This window comes from Parafrankia sp. EUN1f (assembly GCF_000177675.1).
GTDB lineage: Bacteria > Actinomycetota > Actinomycetes > Frankiales > Frankiaceae > Parafrankia.
The window spans coordinates 20,716-42,398 of the sequence record NZ_ADGX01000074.1 but is presented as its reverse complement, the minus strand read 5'-3'; the positions used below and the strand labels follow the sequence as shown (position 1 = coordinate 42,398).

At 73.4% G+C, this 21,683-nt stretch carries 16 protein-coding genes and 1 pseudogene; 6 read left to right on the top strand and 11 right to left on the bottom strand.

From position 1 onward, the window contains the following. Window positions 1–449, top strand: a pseudogene (locus tag FREUN1FDRAFT_RS21660) (hypothetical protein); the annotation flags it as partial. Window positions 450–644: 195 nt separating this feature from the next. Here FREUN1FDRAFT_RS21660 and FREUN1FDRAFT_RS21655 read toward each other — a convergent pair. Together FREUN1FDRAFT_RS21655 and FREUN1FDRAFT_RS21650 are read right to left on the bottom strand one after the other, a co-directional pair. Next, a complete protein-coding gene (locus FREUN1FDRAFT_RS21655) occupies window positions 645–1,988 on the bottom strand; it encodes an ABC transporter substrate-binding protein (protein ID WP_006542325.1) in 1,344 nt (447 codons plus the stop codon). A gap of 116 nt (window positions 1,989–2,104) precedes the next feature. Next, entirely contained in the window at window positions 2,105–3,418 is a 1,314-nt protein-coding gene (locus tag FREUN1FDRAFT_RS21650) for a hypothetical protein (protein WP_006542324.1), read from the bottom strand. Between the two features lie 216 nt (window positions 3,419–3,634). Here FREUN1FDRAFT_RS21650 and FREUN1FDRAFT_RS21645 point away from each other — a divergent pair, with 216 nt between their 5' ends. Both FREUN1FDRAFT_RS21645 and FREUN1FDRAFT_RS21640 read left to right on the top strand, forming a co-directional pair. Next, window positions 3,635–4,099, top strand: a complete 465-nt coding sequence (locus FREUN1FDRAFT_RS21645) for a hypothetical protein (RefSeq protein WP_006542323.1) — start codon at window positions 3,635–3,637, stop codon at window positions 4,097–4,099. A gap of 189 nt (window positions 4,100–4,288) precedes the next feature. Further along, complete coding sequence (locus tag FREUN1FDRAFT_RS21640; RefSeq protein ID WP_006542322.1) at window positions 4,289–5,008, top strand: ABC transporter ATP-binding protein; 720 nt, start codon at window positions 4,289–4,291, stop codon at window positions 5,006–5,008. A gap of 95 nt (window positions 5,009–5,103) precedes the next feature. Here the strand turns inward: FREUN1FDRAFT_RS21640 and speB are convergent, their stop codons facing one another. Together speB and FREUN1FDRAFT_RS21630 are read right to left on the bottom strand one after the other, a co-directional pair. After that, a complete protein-coding gene (gene speB, locus FREUN1FDRAFT_RS21635; RefSeq protein WP_006542321.1) occupies window positions 5,104–6,186 on the bottom strand; it encodes an agmatinase in 1,083 nt (360 codons plus the stop codon). Between the two features lie 92 nt (window positions 6,187–6,278). Further along, on the bottom strand, window positions 6,279–7,181 hold the full coding sequence (locus FREUN1FDRAFT_RS21630; protein WP_232295327.1) for an RNA methyltransferase: 903 nt from the start codon (window positions 7,179–7,181) through the stop codon (window positions 6,279–6,281). Between the two features lie 35 nt (window positions 7,182–7,216). Here FREUN1FDRAFT_RS21630 and FREUN1FDRAFT_RS21625 point away from each other — a divergent pair, with 35 nt between their 5' ends. Both FREUN1FDRAFT_RS21625 and FREUN1FDRAFT_RS21620 read left to right on the top strand, forming a co-directional pair. Then, a complete protein-coding gene (locus tag FREUN1FDRAFT_RS21625) occupies window positions 7,217–8,659 on the top strand; it encodes an 8-oxoguanine deaminase (protein ID WP_006542319.1) in 1,443 nt (480 codons plus the stop codon). 478 nt (window positions 8,660–9,137) lie between these two features. After that, on the top strand, window positions 9,138–10,427 hold the full coding sequence (locus FREUN1FDRAFT_RS21620; protein WP_006542318.1) for an aldolase/citrate lyase family protein: 1,290 nt from the start codon (window positions 9,138–9,140) through the stop codon (window positions 10,425–10,427). Between the two features lie 92 nt (window positions 10,428–10,519). Here the strand turns inward: FREUN1FDRAFT_RS21620 and uraH are convergent, their stop codons facing one another. From uraH to FREUN1FDRAFT_RS21590, 6 genes are all read right to left on the bottom strand, one after another. Next, the gene (gene uraH, locus FREUN1FDRAFT_RS21615) at window positions 10,520–10,846 is read right to left on the bottom strand and encodes a hydroxyisourate hydrolase (protein WP_035952865.1); all 327 of its coding nucleotides are present in this window, start codon (window positions 10,844–10,846) and stop codon (window positions 10,520–10,522) included. Between the two features lie 82 nt (window positions 10,847–10,928). Next, a complete protein-coding gene (locus FREUN1FDRAFT_RS21610; protein ID WP_006542315.1) occupies window positions 10,929–12,491 on the bottom strand; it encodes an allantoicase in 1,563 nt (520 codons plus the stop codon). A 39-nt stretch (window positions 12,492–12,530) separates the two neighbouring features. After that, the gene (gene allB, locus FREUN1FDRAFT_RS21605; RefSeq protein ID WP_006542314.1) at window positions 12,531–13,955 is read right to left on the bottom strand and encodes an allantoinase AllB; all 1,425 of its coding nucleotides are present in this window, start codon (window positions 13,953–13,955) and stop codon (window positions 12,531–12,533) included. After that, complete coding sequence (gene pucD / locus FREUN1FDRAFT_RS21600; protein ID WP_006542313.1) at window positions 13,952–16,465, bottom strand: xanthine dehydrogenase subunit D; 2,514 nt, start codon at window positions 16,463–16,465, stop codon at window positions 13,952–13,954. Before pucD ends, allB begins: the two co-directional genes overlap by 4 nt. Beyond that, window positions 16,462–17,088 (bottom strand): (2Fe-2S)-binding protein, encoded by a 627-nt coding sequence (locus FREUN1FDRAFT_RS21595; protein WP_006542312.1) that lies wholly within the window; start codon window positions 17,086–17,088, stop codon window positions 16,462–16,464. The genes pucD and FREUN1FDRAFT_RS21595 overlap by 4 nt, the downstream gene beginning before the upstream one ends. Next, the gene (locus FREUN1FDRAFT_RS21590) at window positions 17,085–17,975 is read right to left on the bottom strand and encodes a xanthine dehydrogenase family protein subunit M (protein WP_006542311.1); all 891 of its coding nucleotides are present in this window, start codon (window positions 17,973–17,975) and stop codon (window positions 17,085–17,087) included. The genes FREUN1FDRAFT_RS21595 and FREUN1FDRAFT_RS21590 overlap by 4 nt, the downstream gene beginning before the upstream one ends. A 374-nt stretch (window positions 17,976–18,349) precedes the next feature. Between FREUN1FDRAFT_RS21590 and FREUN1FDRAFT_RS21585 the strand changes: the two genes are divergently transcribed. Then, window positions 18,350–19,786: an ATP-binding protein gene (locus FREUN1FDRAFT_RS21585; protein WP_006542310.1), complete on the top strand. Its 1,437-nt coding sequence runs from the start codon at window positions 18,350–18,352 to the stop codon at window positions 19,784–19,786. A 13-nt stretch (window positions 19,787–19,799) separates the two neighbouring features. On the opposite strand, the gene FREUN1FDRAFT_RS48125 is transcribed toward FREUN1FDRAFT_RS21585, so the two are convergent. Further along, window positions 19,800–21,644, bottom strand: a complete 1,845-nt coding sequence (locus FREUN1FDRAFT_RS48125; protein WP_369809809.1) for an adenine deaminase C-terminal domain-containing protein — start codon at window positions 21,642–21,644, stop codon at window positions 19,800–19,802. Between the last annotated feature and the right edge of the window lie 39 nt (window positions 21,645–21,683).

Below are 21,683 nucleotides of genomic sequence, written 5' to 3'. Positions count from 1 at the left end.
CCAAGTCCCCCCTCTCCCGCTACCACGCCCGGCCCGCCGGAGACGACCGGCCACTGGTCACCACCAGCATCGCGACCGTGACCACCGAGATCCACCCCCCAGCCACCCCCGCCACACCCGCGGCCAGCCACCGCAACCGGACACCACCCCGGCAAGCCACCCCGGCGCTCACCCGGCCCGCCGTGCCACCACCGGACACCGACCCGACAGCACCGGACCAGCCATCCCACCGCCCGGCACCCACCGCGACCGACGTCCTGGACCTCCTGCGCGGCGATCCTCACCGCGCCTGGCACAGCCGGGACATCGCCCGGATCCTCCACGTCACGAACATCAACAGCTTCCGCACCCGGATGTCGCAGTGGGCCCGCCAGGGGCTCCTCCACAAGACCGACCGAGCGACCTACACCCTGACCTCAACACCCTTGACAGCAACCGAGATCACTTAACTACGCGGCCTTGGATCTTGCCCCGGCAGCAACGACACGCCCGACCGCGCCTCGGAGCCAAGCCCCGAAGAGTCGGGGATATCAGTCGCTCCGATCTTGCGCGTCAGCAACAGCAGCCCGGTGGGGCCGGCGCCCGTAGCGGCGCGTGTCGGGCCCCGGATCGGGCTCCGACGTCCGACACACGCCGCGTCAGGCTCAGGCTGCCGGGTAAGGCAGGTTCTTGACCGTGTAGCAGTTGGTGTTCATATCACCACTTTGCGTCAACCAGCCGCCCTTGCCGCCGTTGGCGCTGTCCTGCCAACGGGCCACATTGAGGCAGTTCTTCGACTCGGCCGGCGGCTGCTGGTCCTTGACGAAGTCACGGGCGGTGAGCAGGCCGTTGCCCGTGTACGGCTCGTTGCGGTTCATGTACGTCTCGACACACTCGCGGGTCAGGTTCGCCCCGCACGACGCCATCGCGTCGGTCAGCCACTGCGCGGAGGCGTAGCCCTCGAGCATCCACTGGTTCATCGTCGCGGCGCGGTCCGGCTCGTACGTCGTGATGGCGTCCTGGAACGCCTTGACCGCCGGGATCGAGGCGTCCGAGAAGGTCGCCGACTGGGTCGTCGCGTAGACGAGGTTGCGGCACTGCGGCGCGCTCGAGTAGAGCGTGCCCACCGAGCTCGACATGCCCTGCGCGGTGGTCACCTTCGCCTTCAGCGGGACGCCCTGGCGCTCCATCGACTCGCAGAGCTTGGCGTTGCCGGTGTCCTCCATCGCGTCGAACACGATCTGGACGCCCTGCTGCTTCATGTGCTGCGCGACCGAGTCCCAGTTGGGCGCGGCGAGGTTGATCGGCTCCTCGACCACCTTGTAGCCTTCGGCCCGCAGCCCGTTGGCGATCTTCGTCGCGTACCGCTCGGACTGGGCGATGCTGTAGTAGACCACCGCCGCCGTGGTCGCGCCGAGCTTCTCCTTGTACCAGCGGTACTCCTCGGTGCCGCCGTACAGGTTGCCGTCGAAGCCGGGCCGGCGGCCGTCCCGCGGGTAGTCGCTGCCGTAGATCGAGTACAGGTGCGGGTACTGGTCGTACTGGACGCCCACCGGCTGGCCGCCGATGTCCGGCACGCCCTCGGAGTTGATGTACTGGCCGCCGGCGTAGTCGAAGGCCGTCACACCGGCGAGGGCGAACACCTTCTCGTCGTCGACCAGCTTGTGCGCGCAGGCGACGTTGTCGTCGCCGGTGCTCTTGTCGTCGCACGACACCAGGGTCACCTTGCGCCCGTTGACGCCGCCCTTGGCGTTGAGCGCCTTGAAATAGGCGCGTGCGCCGTAGAGGGAGGCCGAGAACGTCTCCGGCCCCAGACCACCGCTCATGCCGGTGATGTTGCCGATCTTGATCTCGGTGGGCGTCACACCGGTGTCGGACGCGGTGTTGGCCGAAGCAGCACCGGTCTGCGTACCTTCGCCGGACGGAGCCGAGTCACCCGCGCGGCTGCCGCAGGCGACGAGCGCCAGGGAGGACAGCACGACCCCGGCGACGAGCGCTCTCGCTCGCATGAATTGCACTCCTCTGATAGGTCGGCGGCGCTCACACGCCACCAGCTCTGCGCGGGCCTCGCCGGTCAGGCTACCGACAGCGACGACGCTGTCGGCAACAGGACCGCTACCTGCCGTCAGGCTCGTCCAGCGCCCCGCACGAACAACCGACGCCACCACGTACGACGAACCGGCGGAGCAGCCGGGCCACCGGCATCCTCCACACTCACGCCAGCGGCGAGAACCTCATCACTGATCGGGGGCTCCGCGACCACGACCGCGGGTTCCGCCACCGGTTCCCGATCGTCACCCGCACTCGTGCCCAGGGCCAGCTCACCGTCTACGGCATCGCCGTTACCCGTGTCACCGTCGGCATCAGCGGCCCCGCCCGATGACAGCGCGTCACCGAAGGGTTCGGTCGACGCGGGCGGCGGAACCGGCGCGGGGGCGGCCTCCGGGACGGGGGCGCCGCGGCCCGCGGCCGTGGTGGTGGCCGTGATCGCCGCGACCGTCTCGTCGATCGCCGCGATCACCTGCCCGAGTGCCAGAACCGCGTCCACACCCTGCGGTGTCTCCCCGCCGGTGGCCCCATCCCGGGCGAGCGCCGCCTGGGAGACCGCCTCGATGGAGGGCGCCACGGCCGCCTCGACTGCGGCGACGAGCGCGTTCGAGGCCGCCGCCGCCTCGCTGACCGGCACCTCGTCAACCGGCACCTCGTCAACCGGCACCTCGTCAACCGGCACCTCGTCAACCGGCACCTGATCGACCGGGACCGAGTCCTCGACGAGCGCGACGCTCTCGACGGGCACGACGTCCTCGGACGCCACCTCGTCGACCGGGACCACGTCCTCGACAGACACGGCCTCCTCGACCAGCGCCACGCTCTCGACCAGCGCCACCTCCTCAACAGGCGCCACGTCCTCAACAGGCGCCACGCTCTCGACCGGCTCGAGCACCTCGACGGGCTCCGCTGCCGCCTCGTCGGCGAGAGACTCCTCGGACACACGCGCGCTCGGGACGGTGACCTGCGGCGAGGCCGGCTCCGTGCCAGTCGCCGGCTCGGGTTGAGCCAAGGGCGGGTCACTGGCCTGCGCTGCTACCGGTAGCGCCTCGAAGGGCTCCGCCGACACCGCTGTCTGCGCCGCGCCCACCGACACGGGCGCGCTTACGGCCACCACGTCCGGCTCGGCCACCACAATGTCCGGCTCGGCCACGACGTCCGGCTCGGCCACCACGACGTCCGGCTCCGCGGTCGGCGTCACCAACAGCCGGTTGACGATCAGGCCGCCGGGACCGGGGCCCCGGTCCAGCTTGCCCTGCGCCGCCAGACGCCGGCATGCCTGGTTCACCGTTGCACGATTCGCGCTGATCGCCGCGGCCAGCGAGCCGTCATCCAGTCCGTCGGGAATCAGCGCGAGCTGCTCGAGAATCCGGTCAGCAACAGTAGCCACATTTGGGGACGCTATACGTTATCCCCGCTCCTTCCCGCATCGGGGGTGCGTAAGACCAGCGGTACTGCGTGGGTGGCCCGGTTAGCCCGGTCGGTCCCGGGAACGCCCATGGTCGGGACCGGCCAGCGCACCACGGGTCCGAAGCACCAGCGGTCTGGCCGTCTACAAGCGTTCACGCCGCATCAGCTCGGCCGTTCGCACCAACAGGAGGCAGCGATGACATGGCCCGCCTCGGACATCCAGCCAGACCTCGACGTCCTTGACCTGGACAGCAACTCACCGCTGGAACGCGCCGAGATCACCGACAGCGACGACCTCGGGTCGACCGACGCGGGTCTCGACCCGCTCGACGACAGCTGGGATCCGCCGGACACTCCGAGCGGACTGGTTCGCAATCCGATCACGCCGCGGGAAGAGCGTTCGTCGTCCTTTGATCGTCAGCTTGCCGCCGAGGTCCCCGACCCCGATCCGTACGCCGAGTCGGAAAGCGGCGATGCCGGCGGTGACGACAGCGATTTCTTCGCCGAAGGTTCGTCGAACATCGCGGCGTTCGACGACGCGAACTCGGACCAGGTTGTCGAGAGCAGTGACGGTGCCCACCGCCGCCACCGACCAGCCGATGACGAGGCGTGGCGGCGTACTGCCGAAGAGGAAGCACTTCACCTCGACCCGCGTTCCTGACCGTTCCTGAGTGTTCCCGGCCCGGCCCCGCGTTCCCGGCCCGTTCATAACCGCCCGCCCAACGGGAATCCATCCACAGCCGATCCGCGCGGCGCGGCCGAAGGGCCGGCCGAACCCGCCGACGACCGGGGTGAGACTGTCGTTTTCACCCGGTACGCACCAGGCTGGACCGGGCAGCTGGGGGTGGGCATGGCGGAGGGCGGCCGTCGCACCGGCCAGGTTGATCTGATCGGGCTGAGCCTGCGTTTCGGGGGCAGGACCGCGCTTGACGACGTCAGCCTGACGATCAACGCCGGTGAGTACTTCTGTCTTCAGGGGCCACCCGGCAGCGGCAAGACATCCGTGCTGCGACTGGTCACCGGGGCGGACCAGCCGTCGGCCGGCCGGGTCCTGCTCGACGGCGAGGATCTGACCTGCAGACCCACCTACCGACGCGCCGTCAGTGCGATCTTCGGCGGCTACACGCTGTTCCCTTTCCTGGATGTCGCCGCGAATGTCGCGTTCGGGCTGCGGCACGCCCACGGCCCGGCCGGTCCCGGCCGCGCCGAGACGTCAGCGCGGGTGCGCTCCGCGCTCGCGGCCGTCCAGATGTCGGAGTACGCGCGGCGACGCCCGCCGCAGCTTTCCGGGGAGCAGCAGCAGCGGGTGGCCTTGGCCCGTGCGCTGGTGGTCCGGCCGCGGATCCTGCTGCTCGACGACCCCCTCCAGGCCATGGACGAACGGTTGCGGCCAGCGCTCCGGGAGGACCTGCGGGCCGTGCAGCGCCAGGTCGGGCTGACCGTCGTGCACACCACCGTCGACCGTGACGAGGCACTGGCCCTCGCCGACCGGGTCGCCGTATTACGCGACGGACGGATCGTGCGGGTCGGTACGGCACCCGAGGTGCACGCGGAGCCCACGGCGGCCTGACCGGCCGCGGTTAGGCCGTACGGGCGGATAGGCCGTACGGGCGGATAGGCCGTACGGGCGGATAGGCCGTACGGGCGGATAGGCCGTACGGCGGATCAGCTGTGCGGCGGCCGGCCGGGCAGATCCACCGTTCCGCCGGCCTCGGACCTCCGCCGGTGCGCGAGCGCGGCGAAGATCTCCAGCGCGACCCGGTGCGCGCTGTTCACCGTCGTGTCCGCGTGGTCGTACGGCGGCGAGACCTCGACGATGTCCGCGGCGACGACAGGGGCGTCGAGCGCGATCTGCCGCACGGCCCGCAGCAGATCGGCCGGGGTCATGCCGCCCGGTTCGGGGGTTCCGGTGCCAGGCGCGAATCCCGGGTCGAGCACGTCGATGTCGACGGAGAGGTAGAGCGCGCGGCAGCCGTCGACCGCCTGCGCGATCGCCTCGGCGATGACCTCACGACTGCCGCGTTCCCAGATCTCGTGCATCAGATGCCAGCGCATCCCCTGCTCACGCATCCAGGCGAAGACGTCCGGGGGCGGCCAGTACCCGCGCAGCCCCACCTGGACGAAGTTCCGCCCGCGCACCGCACCGGACTCGATCAGCCGCCGCATCGGCGTCCCGTGCGAGGCCAGGTTCCCGTCGATGATGTCCGCGGTGTCGGCGTGCGCGTCGAAGTGCAGCAGCCCGACCTCGCCCCAGCCGACGGCCTCGGCCACCCCGCTCGCGGCGGGCCAGGTGATCGAATGGTCACCGCCGATGATCACCGGACGGATGCCGAGCCGGGCGATGTCACCGACCTTGGCCCGGATGTTGCGGTGTGAGGCCTCGGTCAGGCCGTGCGGGCAGTGCGCGTCACCGGCGTCGACGACGTCGAGCCAGTCGAAGATCTCGATCCCGAGATCGAGATGGTAGGTGCCCGGGTTGTAGGCCTGTGCGCGCAGCGCCCGCGGCCCGAACCGGGCACCGGGCCGGTGCGTCGTGGCGATGTCGAACGGCGCGCCGACGACCGCGACGTCGGGACGGCGCGCCCGCAGCTCGTCGAGGCCGGGCATCCAGGGTCGGTCCGCGAAGGTGGCGAGGCCGGCGTACCCCGGCGCGTCCGGCCCGGGGTCGTCCGCCGAAGCGCCCGCAGACGCGCCCGCACCCGCATAGGGCGGCACCGGCGACGGCGACGGTTCCGGGCCCTGCGTCATGAGTACCGCCCCATTCCCCGCCACTGTCCGCCATCAGAGCATCACTCAATACCAGTCTGCGCCTTCACCCGCCACGGCACGCGGCCGTCGGGTCACCCGGCGGGCGCGGAGGGTGCGGCCGGGCGGAGCCCGAGCACGTAACAGGCGATCGCGGCCGTCGCGGCGACGTTGAGGGAGTCGACACCGTGGGCCATCGGAATCCGCGCCCGACGGGTCGCCGTGGCCAGCACCTGGTCGGTGAGCCCGCTGCCCTCCGTCCCCAGCAGCACCGCGACCCGGTCGTCCGGTGCCGCCCAGGCCGCCGTCAGCTCCTGCGCGTCGGGGGCCGGCGTCAGCGCCACCACCTCGAAACCCGCCGTGCGCAGCAGGGACAACGCTGCGGGCCACGGTTCGAGGCGGGCATAGGGGACGGCGAAGACCTCGCCCATCGACACCCGCACCGACCGCCGGTACAGCGGATCGGCGCACCGCGGGCTCAGCAGGACGGCGTCCATGCCCAGGCCCGCGGCCGACCTGAAGATCGCGCCGAGGTTGGTGTGACTGACCAGGTCCTCGCAGACGAGCACCCGGCGCGCGGTGCTGAGCAGGTGCGCGGGATCGAGCGGCTCCCGGCGGCACATCGACGCCAGCGCCCCGCGATGGACCTCGAACCCGGTGATCGCCGCCAGCACCGCCGGCCCCGCCAAGTACACCGGCGGTGCCGGCCGGTCGGGGGACGGTCGGGCCCAGAAGCTCGCCGGGACGCCCGGCAGCCGCGCCGGTGACACCAGCGCCGAACGTGGCTGGTAGCCGGCGCGCAGCGCCCGCTCGATCACCCGCTCGCCCTCGGCGATGAACAGACCCTGCTCGGGTTCCCGGCGCCGGCGCAGCGCGACGTCGGTCAGCGCCACGTAGTCCGAAACGCGCGGGTCGGCCGGGTCGTCGATGACGACGATCTGCCCGTCACCCTCCGCCGTCATGAGTTCCTCATCCACCCGCCACCGCCCGACCGTCATGTCCGCGAAACCCCGGACCTGCAGAATCAGCGCTCATGAGCACACCCGGCCCCGCCAGCACGAGCCCCACCGACACCAGCGCCGCACCCGGGGACCGCCCCACGGCCGATCTTCTGGTGATCGGTGCGGAGCTCGTCGCGACGGTGGACGCCGAGCGGCGCGAGATCCACGGCGGCTGGGTGGCGATCACCGACGGGCTCGTCAGCGCGATCGGCGGACCCGAGCAGACACCGCCCGCCGCGGCCCGCACGCTGCGCGCCGACGGCTGCCTGGTGACGCCAGGCCTGGTGAACACACATCATCACATCTACCAGAACCTCACCCGCTCCTTCGCGCCAGCGCTCGGCGGCACCCTGTTCAACTGGTTGAAGACGCTCTATCCGCTGTGGTCCCGGCTGGATGAGGAGGCCGTCCACACGTCGGCGTACGTGGGGCTGACCGAGCTCGCGCTGGGCGGCTGCACGACGACGACCGACCACCTGTACGTCCACCCGCGCGGCGGCGGCGACCTCATCACGGCGGAGATCGCGGCCGCGCAGCAGCTGGGAATGCGCTTCCATCCGACCCGCGGGTCGATGTCGCTGTCGGTGAAGGACGGCGGGCTTCCGCCGGACTCGGTCGTCCAGGAGCCCGACGAGATCCTGGACGACTCCGCCCGGCTCGTCGCCAAGCACCACGACCCGTCGCACGGGGCGATGGTGCGGATCGCGCTCGCACCGTGCTCTCCCTTCTCGGTGAGCCCGGAGCTGATGACGGCGACCGCGGAGCTGGCCGAGAAGCTCGACGTCCGCCTGCACACCCATCTGGCCGAGGATCCCGAGGAGGACGACTACTGCCTGGCCGTCTTCGGGCGGCGGCCGATCGACCAGTTCGCCGAGGTCGGCTGGGGCAGTGACCGCGCCTGGGTCGCCCACTGCATCTGCCCGAACCCCGAGGAGATCGAGCGCCTCGGGGCCTGGGGCACCGGGGTGGCCCACTGCCCGAGCAGCAACATGATCCTCGGCGGCGGGCTCGCCCCGGTCGCCGAGATGCGCGCGGCCGGCGTCCCCGTCGGGCTGGGCTGTGACGGCTCGTCGTCGGCCGACTCGGCCTCGCTCTGGCTCGAGGCGCGCACAGCGATGCTGCTCGGCCGGCTGCGCCAGGGAGCCGGCGCGATGTCCGCCCGCGACGCCCTGGAGATGGCGACCCGGGGCGGGGCGGCCTGCCTCGGGCGCGCCGGGGAGATCGGCCTCCTCGCCGTCGGCTCGGTGGGCGATCTGGTCGTCTGGCCGCTGGACGGAATCGCCTACGCCGGAGCCCTTTCCGATCCGATCGACGCCTGGCTGCGCTGCGGGCCCACGGCTGCCCGGCACACGGTCGTGGCCGGGCGCACGGTGGTCGAGAACGGCCTGCCAGTGGACTCCGATCTGCCCGAGATGCTCAGCCGTCACCGCCGCATCGCAGAGGGCATTCAGGCGGCGTTCGAGAATGCAGGGTAGCCGTTACTCCGTACACAGCCCATCAGCACACCGATCCGGCCCCTGAACATGGCTGGTTGCACCCGCTTCGGCGCAGTATCCTGGCAGGGAGCTTGCACTTCCGGACCAACAGCTCGCGTTCGGCGCTCGGCCTGACTGTTAGGGCATCAATGCCGTCACGACCCTCGGCCGCGGCACGAATCGCGTTCCAGGCAGCCGCCGTCGGCGCCACCCGCCGAATCCCCCGATCGGCGCCGAACGCGCCGGCGGCGGCGTTGTTCACGCCGCGCGCTCCGGCCGCTCGGCCCCCAGGTCACTCGGCCACGCCAGGTCACCTCCGCACGCCGGGTCACCTCCGCACGCCAGGTCACTCGGCACGCCAGGTCGCTCGGCACGCCAGACTTCGGCCGACGCGGCACACCTGCCTCGCCGCGCGCCACGCCACGCAGCCGGCAGCCGGCAGCCGGCAGCCATCGACGAGCTAACGAGGTTTCCCACGGTGCAGGCCCGTCCCCAGATCCGACCCGACGGTGCGGCCGTGCCGACGCTGTCAGCCGACACCACCGCGGCGCTCACCGCGACGCTGGGCCGTCTCGACGCCGAGCTGGCGGCCCGCTACCCGGGCGATCCGGGCACCCGTCAGCCGGTGCACACCTGCTACGTCCCGGCCGACCGGGTTCATCCGGACATCGTCGGGGAATGGGGCCGCGTGGCCCGCGAAGCGCTCACCCGGCACGCACCGGATCCCGAAACGCTCGCGCTGGTCACCCTCGGCGGGTCCGCGGCGGCCATCGCCGCGGACGTGTACGCGCATGTCAGCCGCACCCTTGCAGCAGAACCGGTCCAGGACCTCAGAGTCGACCTGGAGGACGGCTACGGCATCCGCGCCGACAGCGCCGAGGACGCGGACGCCGTAGCCGCCGCCAGGGCGCTGCGGTCGGCGGCCGCCGCCGGCACGCTGCCCACCTGCTACGGCCTGCGCCCCAAATCGCTCGACGCGGCCGTACGGGCCCGGGGGCTGCGCAGCCTCGACCTCTTCCTCACCACCCTGGCCGGGGACGACGGACCGCCACCCGGCCTGGTGGTGACGTTGCCCAAGGTCAGCGCGCCGGAGCAGGTGGTGGTCTTCTGCGACGTCCTGACGTCCCTGGAACGCCAGCTCGGTATCGGGCCCGTCGCGCTGGAGATCCAGGTCGAGACGCCGGCCGCGGTGCTGAGCCTGCCCGCGCTGGTCGCCGCCGCACCCGGCCGGCTCACCGGGCTGCACGTGGGCACCTACGACTACTCCGCGGCGCTCGGCATCTCCGCGGCCGACCAGGCCAGCGATCATCCGGCCGTGGAGCTGGCCACCGCGCTGATGCAGCTCGCGGCGGCGGGCACCGGCGTCCGGGTCGCCGACGGCTCCTCCAACCTGCTGCCCGTCGGGGCGGCAGCGGACGTCCACGCCGGCTGGCGCCGCCACGGCGAGCTGGTCCGCCGGGCCTGGTCACGAGGTCTCTACCAGAGCTGGGACCTGCACCCGGCGCAGCTCGTCAGCCGGCACGCCGCGGTCGCGGGCTGCCTGCTGCGCGGGCTCCCCGACGCACTGCGCCGGCTCGCGGACTACGCCGCCGCACGCGCCTCGGGCTCCGTCGCCGACGAACCCGCGACGGCACGGGCCCTGGCCGGCCACGTGCTGCGCGCGCTCGACGCGAACCTGCTGGACGACACGCGGCTGCGCACAGCCGGCCTGGACCGCGCGACGGTCTCCCGGCTGGGCGGGCGACCGTCACCGGCCCAGCCAGGCTGATCCGCAGGCCCGGACCCGAGCCCGGGCCGCGCCGGCCCGGCCCGCGCCACGGGCTCACGAGCGCCCGCCACCCGAGCCCGCGAGCGCCGCGATCAGCTGCCGCGGTAGGTGGTGTATCCGAAGGGCGCGAGCAGCAGCGGGACATGGACGTGCTCGGCCGCGTCCTCGATGACGAACGCGATCGCGACCTCGGGGTGGAAGGCCGAGTGCCCGGCGGTGTCGAACAGCAGCCGCCAGGTGCCGGCGCCGTCCGCCGGCAGCTGCGCCACCCGCCCGTCGCCGTCCGTGACGGCCTGCGCGACCGGGCGCCAACCCTTCACCTCACCGTCGAGGGTCAGCACGGCCCGTTCGAGACGGACCGGAACCCCGGCGGCCGGTTTCCCGACGCCGGTGTCCAGCACATGGGTCGACAAGCTCACAGGCACCGCCTTCTCCGGCCGCCGCGAAGCTGGCGCTGGGCGGCGGCCATCTCGTCACGTCGCCCGAACCGGGCGACGGCGGTCACTCGCCGGTGATCAGGTGGCGCAGGCGCAGCGCCGTGATCTCGGCTTGCTGACCGGCCGCCACGCGAAGCTCGGCGTCGGGCTCGTTGGCCATCCTCTCGCGAAGCAGGTCCAGCATCTCCTGGGCGCCACGCCCGGCGGCCCGAACCAGGAAGACGAACCCGAACCGATCCTCGTAGGCGGCGTTGCCCTCCGCGAGCGCGCGGCGGACCTCGTCACTCGCCTGGTCGAGCGCGGCCTGCTCACGCCGGGGGGCGTCGATCGTGACGATGGTGGCCCGGGACGACGTGGGCGGCGTCGGCGCGGGTGCCGGGCGCTCCCCGATCCGGGGGTGCGCGGTGAACGCCTCGAGCCAGGCCGAGTCGGGCAGCGACCACCACTCCTGCTCGGCGGCGGGCAACAGCGCCGCGAGGGTGCCGAAGGGCCGGCGGGCCACCACGGCGTCCGCCCAGTCCTCGGAGCCGCAGCAGGCCAGGAGCTCCTCCCTGGCCGCCGCGGGTGCCAGCGAGTCGAACCAGCGCATGGCCAGCCCCTCGCGACCCGCCGCCGTCGGGTTGCCGAGCAGCCGCAGCCGCGCCAGCCCGCCGTCCGGGATCGCGTCGACCCGGATGTGGGTGGCCTCGGCCGGTACCTCGAGGTCGAAAAGGTGCCGGGTGTTCGGCTGGACCCTGGTCCGGGGCATCAGCGGGCGCCACTCGGGGACCGCCGCCAGGCCCGCCGCGGCCACCTCGCCGTCCCCCGCCTCCGGGGCGTTCGCCGCCCACAGGGCCACCGCGCGGGGCGCGTTGCCGCGGAAGTGCCGGGTGTCGACCTCGGCCCGCACCACCGTGCCCTCGGTGGCCAGCCGCACCACCGCCCAGTCGTGCCCCTCGCCGCGCCGGCGCCGGGTCTCCCAGCCCTCGCCCATGGCCCGGGCTTCGCCGGAGGCGTTCAGGTTGTGGCGGTCGCCGTAGTGCATGTCGCTGGCGGCGACCACGACACCGCCCAGGTAGGCGGCGGCGAGATCCGAGGTCACCCGGTCGAGCAGCCGCGGGTCGGGCACGACCACGCCGTGCACCCGCAGGCGGGCCACCCCACCGTCCGGGTGGATGGTCAGCCGCAGGTGGCTGATCCGGAACCGCGCCTCCTCCGGCACGGCCAGGACGTTGACCGCGTCGGCCGACACCGGCGTACGGCCCACGAGCGGCACCCAGGTGACCGAGTCCTCCGCGACCTCCTCGGCCGACGGGTAGCCGGCCAGCGTCGCGCCGTGCAGCTCGACCGCCTCCGGAGCGTTGCCGGTGAAGTGGGTCGTGTCGACGGTCACGGCGTGCACGATGCCCGGCGCGCCCAGCCGGACGATCGCCCAGTCCGAACCTGGCAGGTCGCGGCGGCGCCGGGTCTCCCAGCCATCGGTCCACTGACCCCGCTCGGTGAACACCCCCGGACGGACCACCGGGGCCTCCGGGAGGAGCATGCGTTCCGCGTGCGCGAAGAACTCGTCGTTCACCGCCACGACCGAGCCCCCGAAACGGGCCGCGGCCAGGTCGACGAGGTTCGTCAGATCAGGCGCATCAGACATTCGAGAACTCCTTCGACGGCTTCTCTGCTTCACCGAGCTTCACCGTGCGAGCAGCCGGCCTCGGACCGGCCGGTCACCATCGGCCCGGTGCCCCCGCAAATAGGTCGCGAGCACCGCTCCTTCGAGCGTTCGTCCAGCGTATGGCGTTAACGGATGGCGGTGACGCAGCAGCTGCGGGTCGACAACGAAGCTCGCCTCGGGGTCGAAGACGACCAGATCGGCGTCCGCTCCCACCGCGATGCGGCCCTTGGAACCGGCCAGCGCGCCGTCGCCACCGTCGCCACCGTCGCCGCCCGGGCCGGGCGTGCCCAGGCCCACGAGGTCGGCCGGGCCCGAGCACATCCAGCGGGCGACGTCGACCAGGCTGTGGCCCCGCCGGCGGGCCTGGGTCCACACCGCGGGCAGGCCGAGCTGGATGGAGGCGATGCCGCCCCAGGCGGTCCCGAAGTCCCCGGTCTCGACCGACTTCAGCGCGGGGGTCGCCGGCGAGTGGTCGGTGACCACCCCGGCGAACAGACCGGCCGCGAGACCGTCCCACAGCCGATCCAGGTTCGGGCGCTCACGAATGGGCGGAGCGCACTTGAAGATGGTGGCACCATCGGGGACCTCCTCGGCGACGAAGGTCAGATAGTGCGGGCAGGTCTCCACCGTCAGGGGCAGGCCGGCCTCAAGGGCGGCGAGGACGTCGTCGAGCGCCTCGGCGGCGGCCAGGTGGAGCACGTGCAGCCGTGCCTCGGTCGACGCGGCGAGGGCGGCCAGGGAGGCCACCGCGGCCTTCTCCGCGGCCGGTGGGCGGGACCGCAGCCAACTGCTGAAGGCCCGGCCCGCCGCGGCGGGCGCACTGGCCAGGACCGCCGGCGACTCCGCGTGGACAACCGTGAGGGCGCCCATCCGGGCGGTGTGCCGGGAGGCCGCGGCCAGCACGTCCATGCTCACATGCGGAAACTCCTCGACCCCGGACGGGGCCAGGAACGCCTTGAAGCCGAAGACGCCGGCGTCGTGCAGCTCGGCGAGGTCGTGCAGCCGGCGCGCGTCGGCGCCGATGATGCCGCCCCAGAATCCCACGTCGACCGCGATCTGCCCGGCCGCGGCGGCACGCTTGACCGTCAGGGCCTCCAGCGACGTGGTGGGTGGGATGGCGTTCAGCGGCATGTCGATGATCGTCGTCACGCCGCCCGCCGCCGCGGCCCGGGTGGCGGTGGCGAAGCCCTCCCACTCGGTGCGGCCCGGCTCGTTGACGTGCACATGCGTGTCCACGACCCCGGGCATGAGCACCAGGTCCCCGACGTCGGTGACCGCCGCGTCGGCGGGGACGTCCGCCGGCGCGGTGACGGCGGTGATCCGGCCGTCGGTGACGTGCACGGCCGCGGGGCGTTCGCCGCCCGGCAGCACGACCCGGCTCGAACGGACCACCTCGACCGTCTCGGGCAGCACCGCCCGGCCGGGCCCTGGCATACCGCTCATCGGTGTCCCTCCCTCAGCACGACCTCCGGCCGGTCCACCACGTCCGGCCGGTCCACCACGTCGGGCCGATCCACCACGTCGGGCCGATCCACCACGTCGGGCCGATCCGCGGCGTCGGGCCGATCCGCGGAGGCCGCCGGCGCCGCGTCCACCGGCTCGTCCCGGTCGTCCCAGTCGTCCCGGTCGGCCAGGTCCACCAGGTCGACCGGGCGCACCGGCACGCGGCGCAGGTCGCGGCCGACCGCATCCCGGATCGCCGCCACGATCGCGGCGGTGGCCGTGCAGGTCGGGGTCTCCCCCACCCCCTTCGCGCCGTACGGCGAGTCGGGGTGAGGGTAGGTCAGTGCGACGAAGTCCAGCGCCGGCACGTCCGCGGCGGTCGGGAGCAGGTAGTCATGCAGGGTCGGGTTGGTCACCACACCGCCCACGGTGACCAGTTCCTCCATGACCGCCAGCCCCAGCCCCTGGGCGGTGCCGCCCTCCACCTGGCCGCGCAGCGACAGCGGGTTGATCACCGTGCCGCAGTCCTGTGCCAGGGCCAGCGCGACGACCCGCACCAGGCCGAGGTCAGGGTCCACGTCGACCACCGCGCGGTGCGCCGCCGCGGCGAAGGCCACATGCGGATCGCCCTGGCCATGCTCGTCCAGCGCGGTCGTGCGCCGGTGGTGGAAGGTGTACTCGGCCTCGACCGGACCGGCCGCGAGCGCCTCGGTCAGGGCGAGCCTGGTCCCCGTCTCCGCGCCGATGATCTCTCCCTCGTCGATCACCAGCGCCCGTCGCGGCGACTCGACGACCTCCGCCGGCAGGCCCAGCGCCCGCGCGACCCGGGCAAGCAGCCGGTCGACCACGGCCACGCAGGCGCCGCGCACCGCACCGCCGCTCATCCAGGTCTGGCGGGACGCACTCGTCGACCCGGCGCTGCCGACCCGCGTGTCGGCGGGCAGCAGCTCGATCCGTTCCACCCCGAGCTCGGTGCGCGCGATCTGCCCGGCGATCGTGACGAACCCCTGCCCGACCTCGGAACACGCGCTGTGGACGGTGGCGAACGGCTGCCCGGCGTCGTCGAGGGCCAGCCTGATCCGCGCCGTGGACGAATCGTCCATCCCCTCGGAGAACAGCAGGTTCTTGTAGCCGAGCGCGTAGCCGACCCCGCGGCGGATCCGGCTGATCGGTGCCCCGGCGGCGCGACCGCCGGGGCGGGCCGTCCGGGGGGTGTCATCGGTCAGGCGGGGCGGCAGCGGGCGGGCCGCGACCGCCTCGATGGCCTCGCGCGCGGGCAGCGGCGGTCCGAGGACCTGTCCGGTCGGCAGCACATCACCGGGCACGAGCGCGTTGCGGACCCGTAGCGCGACCGGGTCCATGCCCAGCCGGTCGGCAAGTCGGTCCATCTGGGCTTCATGCCCGAAAGCGACCTGCGGCACGCCGAAACCACGCATCGCACCGCACGGCGGGTTGTTCGTCCGGACGACGAGGCCGTCGAGGCGCGCGTGCGGCACCCGGTACGGCCCGGCGGCGTGCGTGACGGCGTTGGCGAGCACGGCGGGCGACGAGGAGGCGTAGGCCCCACCGTCCATCACGACCCGTGCCTGGACGCTGACCAGGTCACCGGCCGGGGTGGCGGTGTGGCGGAACCACATCCGCGCGGGGTGGCGATGCGGATGCCCCAGGAACGACTCGACCCGGTCATAGGCGATCCGCACCGGCGAACCGGTGGCGAGCGCCAGCAACGCGCCGTGGATCTGCAGGGTCACGTCCTCGCGCCCCCCGAACGCACCCCCGATCCCTGCCAGCTCCAGCCGTACCAGTGCCTCGGGCAGCCCGAGGCAGGCGGCGATCTGCTCGCGGTCGGAATGCAGCCACTGGGTGGCGACCCACAGGTCGACCCCGCCGTCGGCGGCCGGGACGACGAGCGCCGCCTCCGGGGCCAGGAAGGCCTGGTCCTGCATTCCGACGACATAGCTGTCCTCGACGACCACGCTCCCTTCGACGGCGGGATCGCCGTGCCTCAGCGTGATCTTCCGGAAGACGTTGCCGTCCGGGTGGACGAGCTCCGCACCCGGTTCGAGGGCGCGTTCGGGGTCGACGAGCGGCGGCAGCGGCTCGTACTCGACCTCGATGGCGGCCAGGGCTCGCCGGGCGGTGGCCGCGTCCACCGCCGCCACCGCCGCCACCGGCTCACCGGCATAGCGGGTCTCGGCCGCCGCGAAGACCGGCTGGTCACTGACGATGAGCCCATACGTCGCCAGCCCAGGGACGTCGGCCGCGGTCACGACGGCGGCCACCCCGGGCAGAGCCGCCGCGGCGGCTGTGTCGAGCCTTCTGATCCGCGCCCGGGGGTGCGGCGAGCGCAGGGTGCGGGCATGCAGCATGCCGGGCACGCTCAGATCACCGACGTAGCTGAAGAGCCCCTCGACCTTGCTGACCCCGTCGGGCCGCGGCTCCGAGCGCCCGACGCCCCGGCAGCCGCCGGTCACACCGATCCGCCCGGTCATGCCCGCCTCGCCCGTCATGCGCCGTTCGCCCATCTCACGGTCCCCGTGGTCGTGGCGGCCTGCGCCCGGCTGGCCTGGACGTCCCGCACCGCCGCGATGATGCGGCCGTAGCCCGTGCACCGGCAGACGTTCCCGGCGAGCGCGTCGCGGATCTCGTCCTCGTCGGCACTCGGTCGGCGACCGAGCAGGTCCGTGACCGCCACGACCATGCCCGGCGTGCAGAACCCGCACTGGACGGCGCCATGCTCCAGAAACGCCGCCTGGATGTCGGCCGCGGGCCCGCCGGCGCCGAGACCGGCGACGGTGACCACGCGCGCGTCCACGGCGTCCGCGGCGAGAACGGTGCACGCGAGCACGAGCCGATCGTCGAGCAGGACGGAGCAGGAACCGCACCTGCCCTGCTCGCAGGCATCCTTCACCGCGGTGACGCCGAGCCGCTCCCGCAGGACGGTGAGCAGCGACTCCTCGATCCGGGCGTCGGCGACGGCACGCCGCACACCGTCGATGTTGAGGCGGTAGGAGAGCGAGAGCACACCCGCGCTCACTGCATCCGCATCGACACCCACACCCACACCCACACCCGCCCTCATGCCGGCCGCACCCGCGCCAGCGCCATCAGGGCCCACGCCACCGGTGCTCACGCGGCCTCCTCACGCCGTACCGGCCCGAGGCACCGGGCGAACGCCCGGGCGGCGAGCACACCGCCCGCGTGCGCCCGGTAGTCGGCCGGGTGGCGCGGGTCCTCGGGCAACGGTGGTGCCGCGCGCAGCACCTCGGCCGCCAGCTCACCGAAACGGCGGGCGACCGCGGGCGACGCGGTTCCCGTCGACCAGTCGACCTCCTCGCCGGCGAGGCGCTCCGCCTCGGTCACCCGCCAGGGCCCGACCGCCACGCCACTCACCGCACAGCACACCCGCTGGCGCACCCTGTCCACAAGGAACGCGCAGGACACGAGAGCGGGAAACGCCGCCTGCCGTCCGCCGATCTTGAGGTAGGTCTGCGGGCCGCTCGGGCGGGCGATCCGCACCGCCGTGACCAGCTCGCCGGGCTCCAGCCCGTCGCGTAGAAATGCGGCGATGCCGGTCGTGCGGGGCCCGCGCGCCGACGCGAGCAGGATCTCGGCCTCCGCGGCCGTGAAAAAGGTCAGCAGGTCACCGCGCGGGTTGGCGGAGCCGAGCGCCCCGCCTACAGTCGCGCAGTTACGGATCTGGACCGACCCGACCACCCGGGACGTCGTGGCCAGCCCGGGCGCGAGCGACCAGCCCGCCAGCTCGGCGTAGGTGACACCGGCGCCGACCGTGAGCGTGTCCGCACCGGCGCCGCGCGCCCGCAGCTCCAGCACGCGGCGCAGCGCGACGATCGCCGCGGGCTCGCGGCTGCCGGCACGCAGCGCGGGGACCAGGTCAGTACCGCCGGCCAACAGCCACACGCGCCGGCCCGCGCCCGCCTCGGCGGTGAGCGCTCCGACAGCCTCGCCGACGGTTCGCGGCCTGTGCATGACGGTCGACGGACCCCCAAGCGTCGTCATGTGGCCGACGATAGTGCCGCCACGTTACGGCGATGTTCAACCGACACAGTGCTGAGAATCCCTTGGTTTCGAGTCGAAAACACAGCGGTACGCCAGTTTGCGCAGGGCCTGTCACCGACCGGCGAAAATGTTGCGCTGTGCAGGTGAGCCTTTTCCGCCATCGAGGAAGACTCAGTACGGAGGTGTCCGGTGGACGGCAGGTCTGCCCCCCGGTACCGAGGCAACGCCGCGGATATCCGACACCGGAACCGCCCCGATCGGCCGGGTCCCCCGACTACGATGTGATCAGGCTGCGACGCCGGGCGACCAGACGCCGGGCGACCAGTGGTCGTGCGGGGCGCTCGGGGGCGGGCCGGCCGGGAAGGTGGTGCCTGGTGCAGGACAGCACCGATTCGTCAGGCGAGTCGATGAGCGACCCCGACGGAACCCTCCCCAGGCAGGACCTGCCGGGCGGGCGGCCCGGTCCCGGCTTCACCTGCGTGTTCTCCAACCCGCCGGTTCCGGCCGCGCAGAGCGCGTGGCAGAGCGCGCGAGCCACGCCGGGCCCGCCGCCGAATCCCGACTTCGCCGCCCGCCGCACGTCCGCGGGCTGGCACGATCTCGACCCGCGGGAGTTCGACCGGCTGCGCCGGCTCGTCGGGGCCGCCGGTGGCAAGGGTGATGGGGCGCTCGCGACCATGTCCGACGAGCAGATCGCCCGCTCGCTGGGAGTGGTCGTCACCGAGGGCGGCCGCACGCAGGTCCTCGCCGGCGCGGTGCTGCTGTTCGGGCGGCCGGAGGCCGTACGCCGCCATGTTCCGCAGCACGAGGCGGCCATCCAGGTCATCGGCCCGGAGACCGGTGAGCCTGGTGAGCCCGGGGCGCCCCGCACGCGGATGAACGACTTCTTCCGCTGGCCGCTGCTTCGCCTCACCGAGGAGCTGCTCGCGCGTTTCCGGGCTCGCAACCCCGGCCGGGAGATTCGCTACGAGCTGGTTCGCACCAGCGTGCCCGCCTATGCCGAGCAGGCGTTCCGCGAGCTGCTCGCCAACGCCTTCGTGCACCGCGACTACCGGGCCGTCGGCGCCGTCCACACGCAGTGGACCAGCGAGGGAATCGAGATCACCAGTCCCGGTGGCTTCGTGGACGCCGGCCGTGCGCCGCACACGTCCGCGCTGTCGGCACGGCCGCCCCGGCCGCGTAGCCCGCTGCTGGCGGACGCGTTCCGCCGGGCCGGCATCACCGAGCGGTCCGGGCGGGGCATCCGCCGCGCCTACGCGGCGCAGCTGGCCGGCGGGCTCGCCGGGCCGGACTTCCACCGCTCGACGGCGGACTGTGTGATCGCCGTGCTGCCGGCCCAGGAAGCGGATCTCCCCTTCGCGCACTTCGCGCTCGGCCGTTCATATGCCGGGAGCCCCCTGGAGCTGCCCGACCTGCTCGTCCTCACCACCGCCCTGCGCGACGGCCCGCTGCGCACCGCCGACGCCGCCGAGCTGCTCGGCACCGGCAAGGAACAGGCCCGCCGGCAGCTGACCGGCATGGTCGGCCGCGGCCTGCTGGCCATCGACGGCGACCGTGGCACCCGGGTCTGGGCGCCGTCCCCCGACGTGCGGCGCGCGCTGCGCGAGGCGGCGTCCCAGCTGCGGCCCCGCCCGGCCCCCGGGCCGCGCACGTCCTCCGTGCCCCACCCGACCTCCGTGCCCCACCCGACCTCCGTGCCCAACCCGGCATCCAAGCCCAACCCGGCATCCAAGCCCAGGCCGGCATCCGAGCCCAGGCCGGCATCCGGGGCACGAGCAGCCTCCGGGGCACAGGCGGCCCCCGGAATCTGAGCGCCTGGCCGGCTCAGGGGCGGATATACAGCTCCCGGCCGAGGCGGGCGATCGTGCGCAGCGGTGAGGCGAGGCGGCAGCCGAGCTCGCGGGCCTTGCTGTCGACCGCCGCGAGCTGACCGAGCACCGCCTCCCAGGGCGCGTCGCTCATCAGGCCCGCCACCGGCAGCGGGCAGGCGGCCAGCACCCAGCCACGGTCCACGACGACGAACCCGCCGCCCATCCCCTCGAGCGCCCGGGCCGCGGTCAGCATGTCCGCGTCGCCGGCCCCGACGATCACCAGGTCACCGGGAGCCGCCGCGGCGGACGCCCCCAGCGCCCCCCGGGTGAGCCCGATACCGCGCACCATGCCGACCCGAACCCGGTCGGCACGCCCCGTCCGGTCGAGAACCGCGGTCTTGAGCAGGTCCCGGGACGGATCCGCGACGACGACACCGTCGCGCAGGGTCGGTTCGATCCGGGCGACGCTCACCCGCGGCCGGTCCGCCTGCCCCCCGGACACGTCGATGACCACCGGGGATGACACCGGCGCCAGCAGCGCGGCGGACGTCGTGCCGCCGTCACCGGGCACGCTCACGTCGACGACGCCGAGGCTGGTGTCCCGGCGCCCACCCCAGTGCATGCAGGGCGAGGTGAAGGATCCGGTGTACAGCCCCGCCGGCAGCCGCACGGACGACTGGGCCCATTCCGGCGCGACATCGAGATTGTCGAAAAGCGCGCGACCGCGTTCGGCCGCGATCCGGCCCCCGGCGATGACCACGTCAGGCGGGACGCCGGCGGTCAGATCCCGCACGATCTGCAGGTCGGCGAGCCGGGCCGGTGCGATCAGGCCGAGCACGTGATCGAGACCGAAGGCGCGGGCCGGATCGAGGGTGGCGCCCAGGACCGCGCTGCCGACACCGCCGCCCGCCCGGATCTGGGCCCGGACCTGGTCGTCGAGGTGGGGGAACGCGGACGCGCCGGCCAGCGGAGGTGCCGGCATCTCCAGGCCCGGGAAGGCGGTGACCAGGTGCGGCGCGGGCGCGGTGAGTGGAACGGGCCGTTGCGGGGTGGCGGGAAGCCCACCGGCCAGGCCTTCGAGGGGGTTCACCTGCCGGGGAACAGCCTGGGAGATGAACCCGCTGTCCACACCGGCCCCGACACCGACGCTGACCCCAGCTCCAGCGGCACCCGAACCAGCGATGCCCGAACCAGCGATACCAGTACCAGCAGCGGCGACGACACCGGCACCGGCCTCCGTGGCCGAACCGGTCCAGGACTCGGCGGGATCAGCGCCCCGCGCCTCGACCGGCCCGCGGGGCAGCACCCGCATCGGTGTCCCGGTGCCCAGGACCAGCGCACGGCCCGACGCGCCGTACATCTGCTCGATCTGGGCGGGATCGGTCAGCACGGTCACCGTGCCGCGGGGCACGACGAGCCTGGCGAGTTCCCCGGGAGAGAGCAGGGTGCGCTCGACCGACGTCCGGGCGTCGACGTAGGCAGGCAGGACGAAACGGCCCGCCGCGTCGAGGCTTCGGCGTGCCTCCAACGCGCCGGGGCGGGTGACCGCGGCGATGTAGCGGCCCGCGATGATCACGTCACGCCGCACCAGGTCGCCGGTCTGGACGACCAGCACGACACCACCGCGGATGGCGAAGTCGGCCTCGGCCTGCCCCAGCGCGATGGCCCGCAGACGTTCGATCTCGGCCGGGGACGGCCCGAGGGACTCACCGGCCAGCGTGGCTGCCGGGGTCAGGTGTGGGCGCGGCGCGAGCACCGCGCCGCCGGTCGCGTTGACGTGGCCGGCGGTCCCGCCGTCGCGCGGTGCGGGACGGCGGCGGGCCGGTCCTCGCCGCGCGCCCGGTGCCGCCAGCGGCACCGCAAGGGGGGAAGGCCGGGGAGCGGGCCGACAACAGGG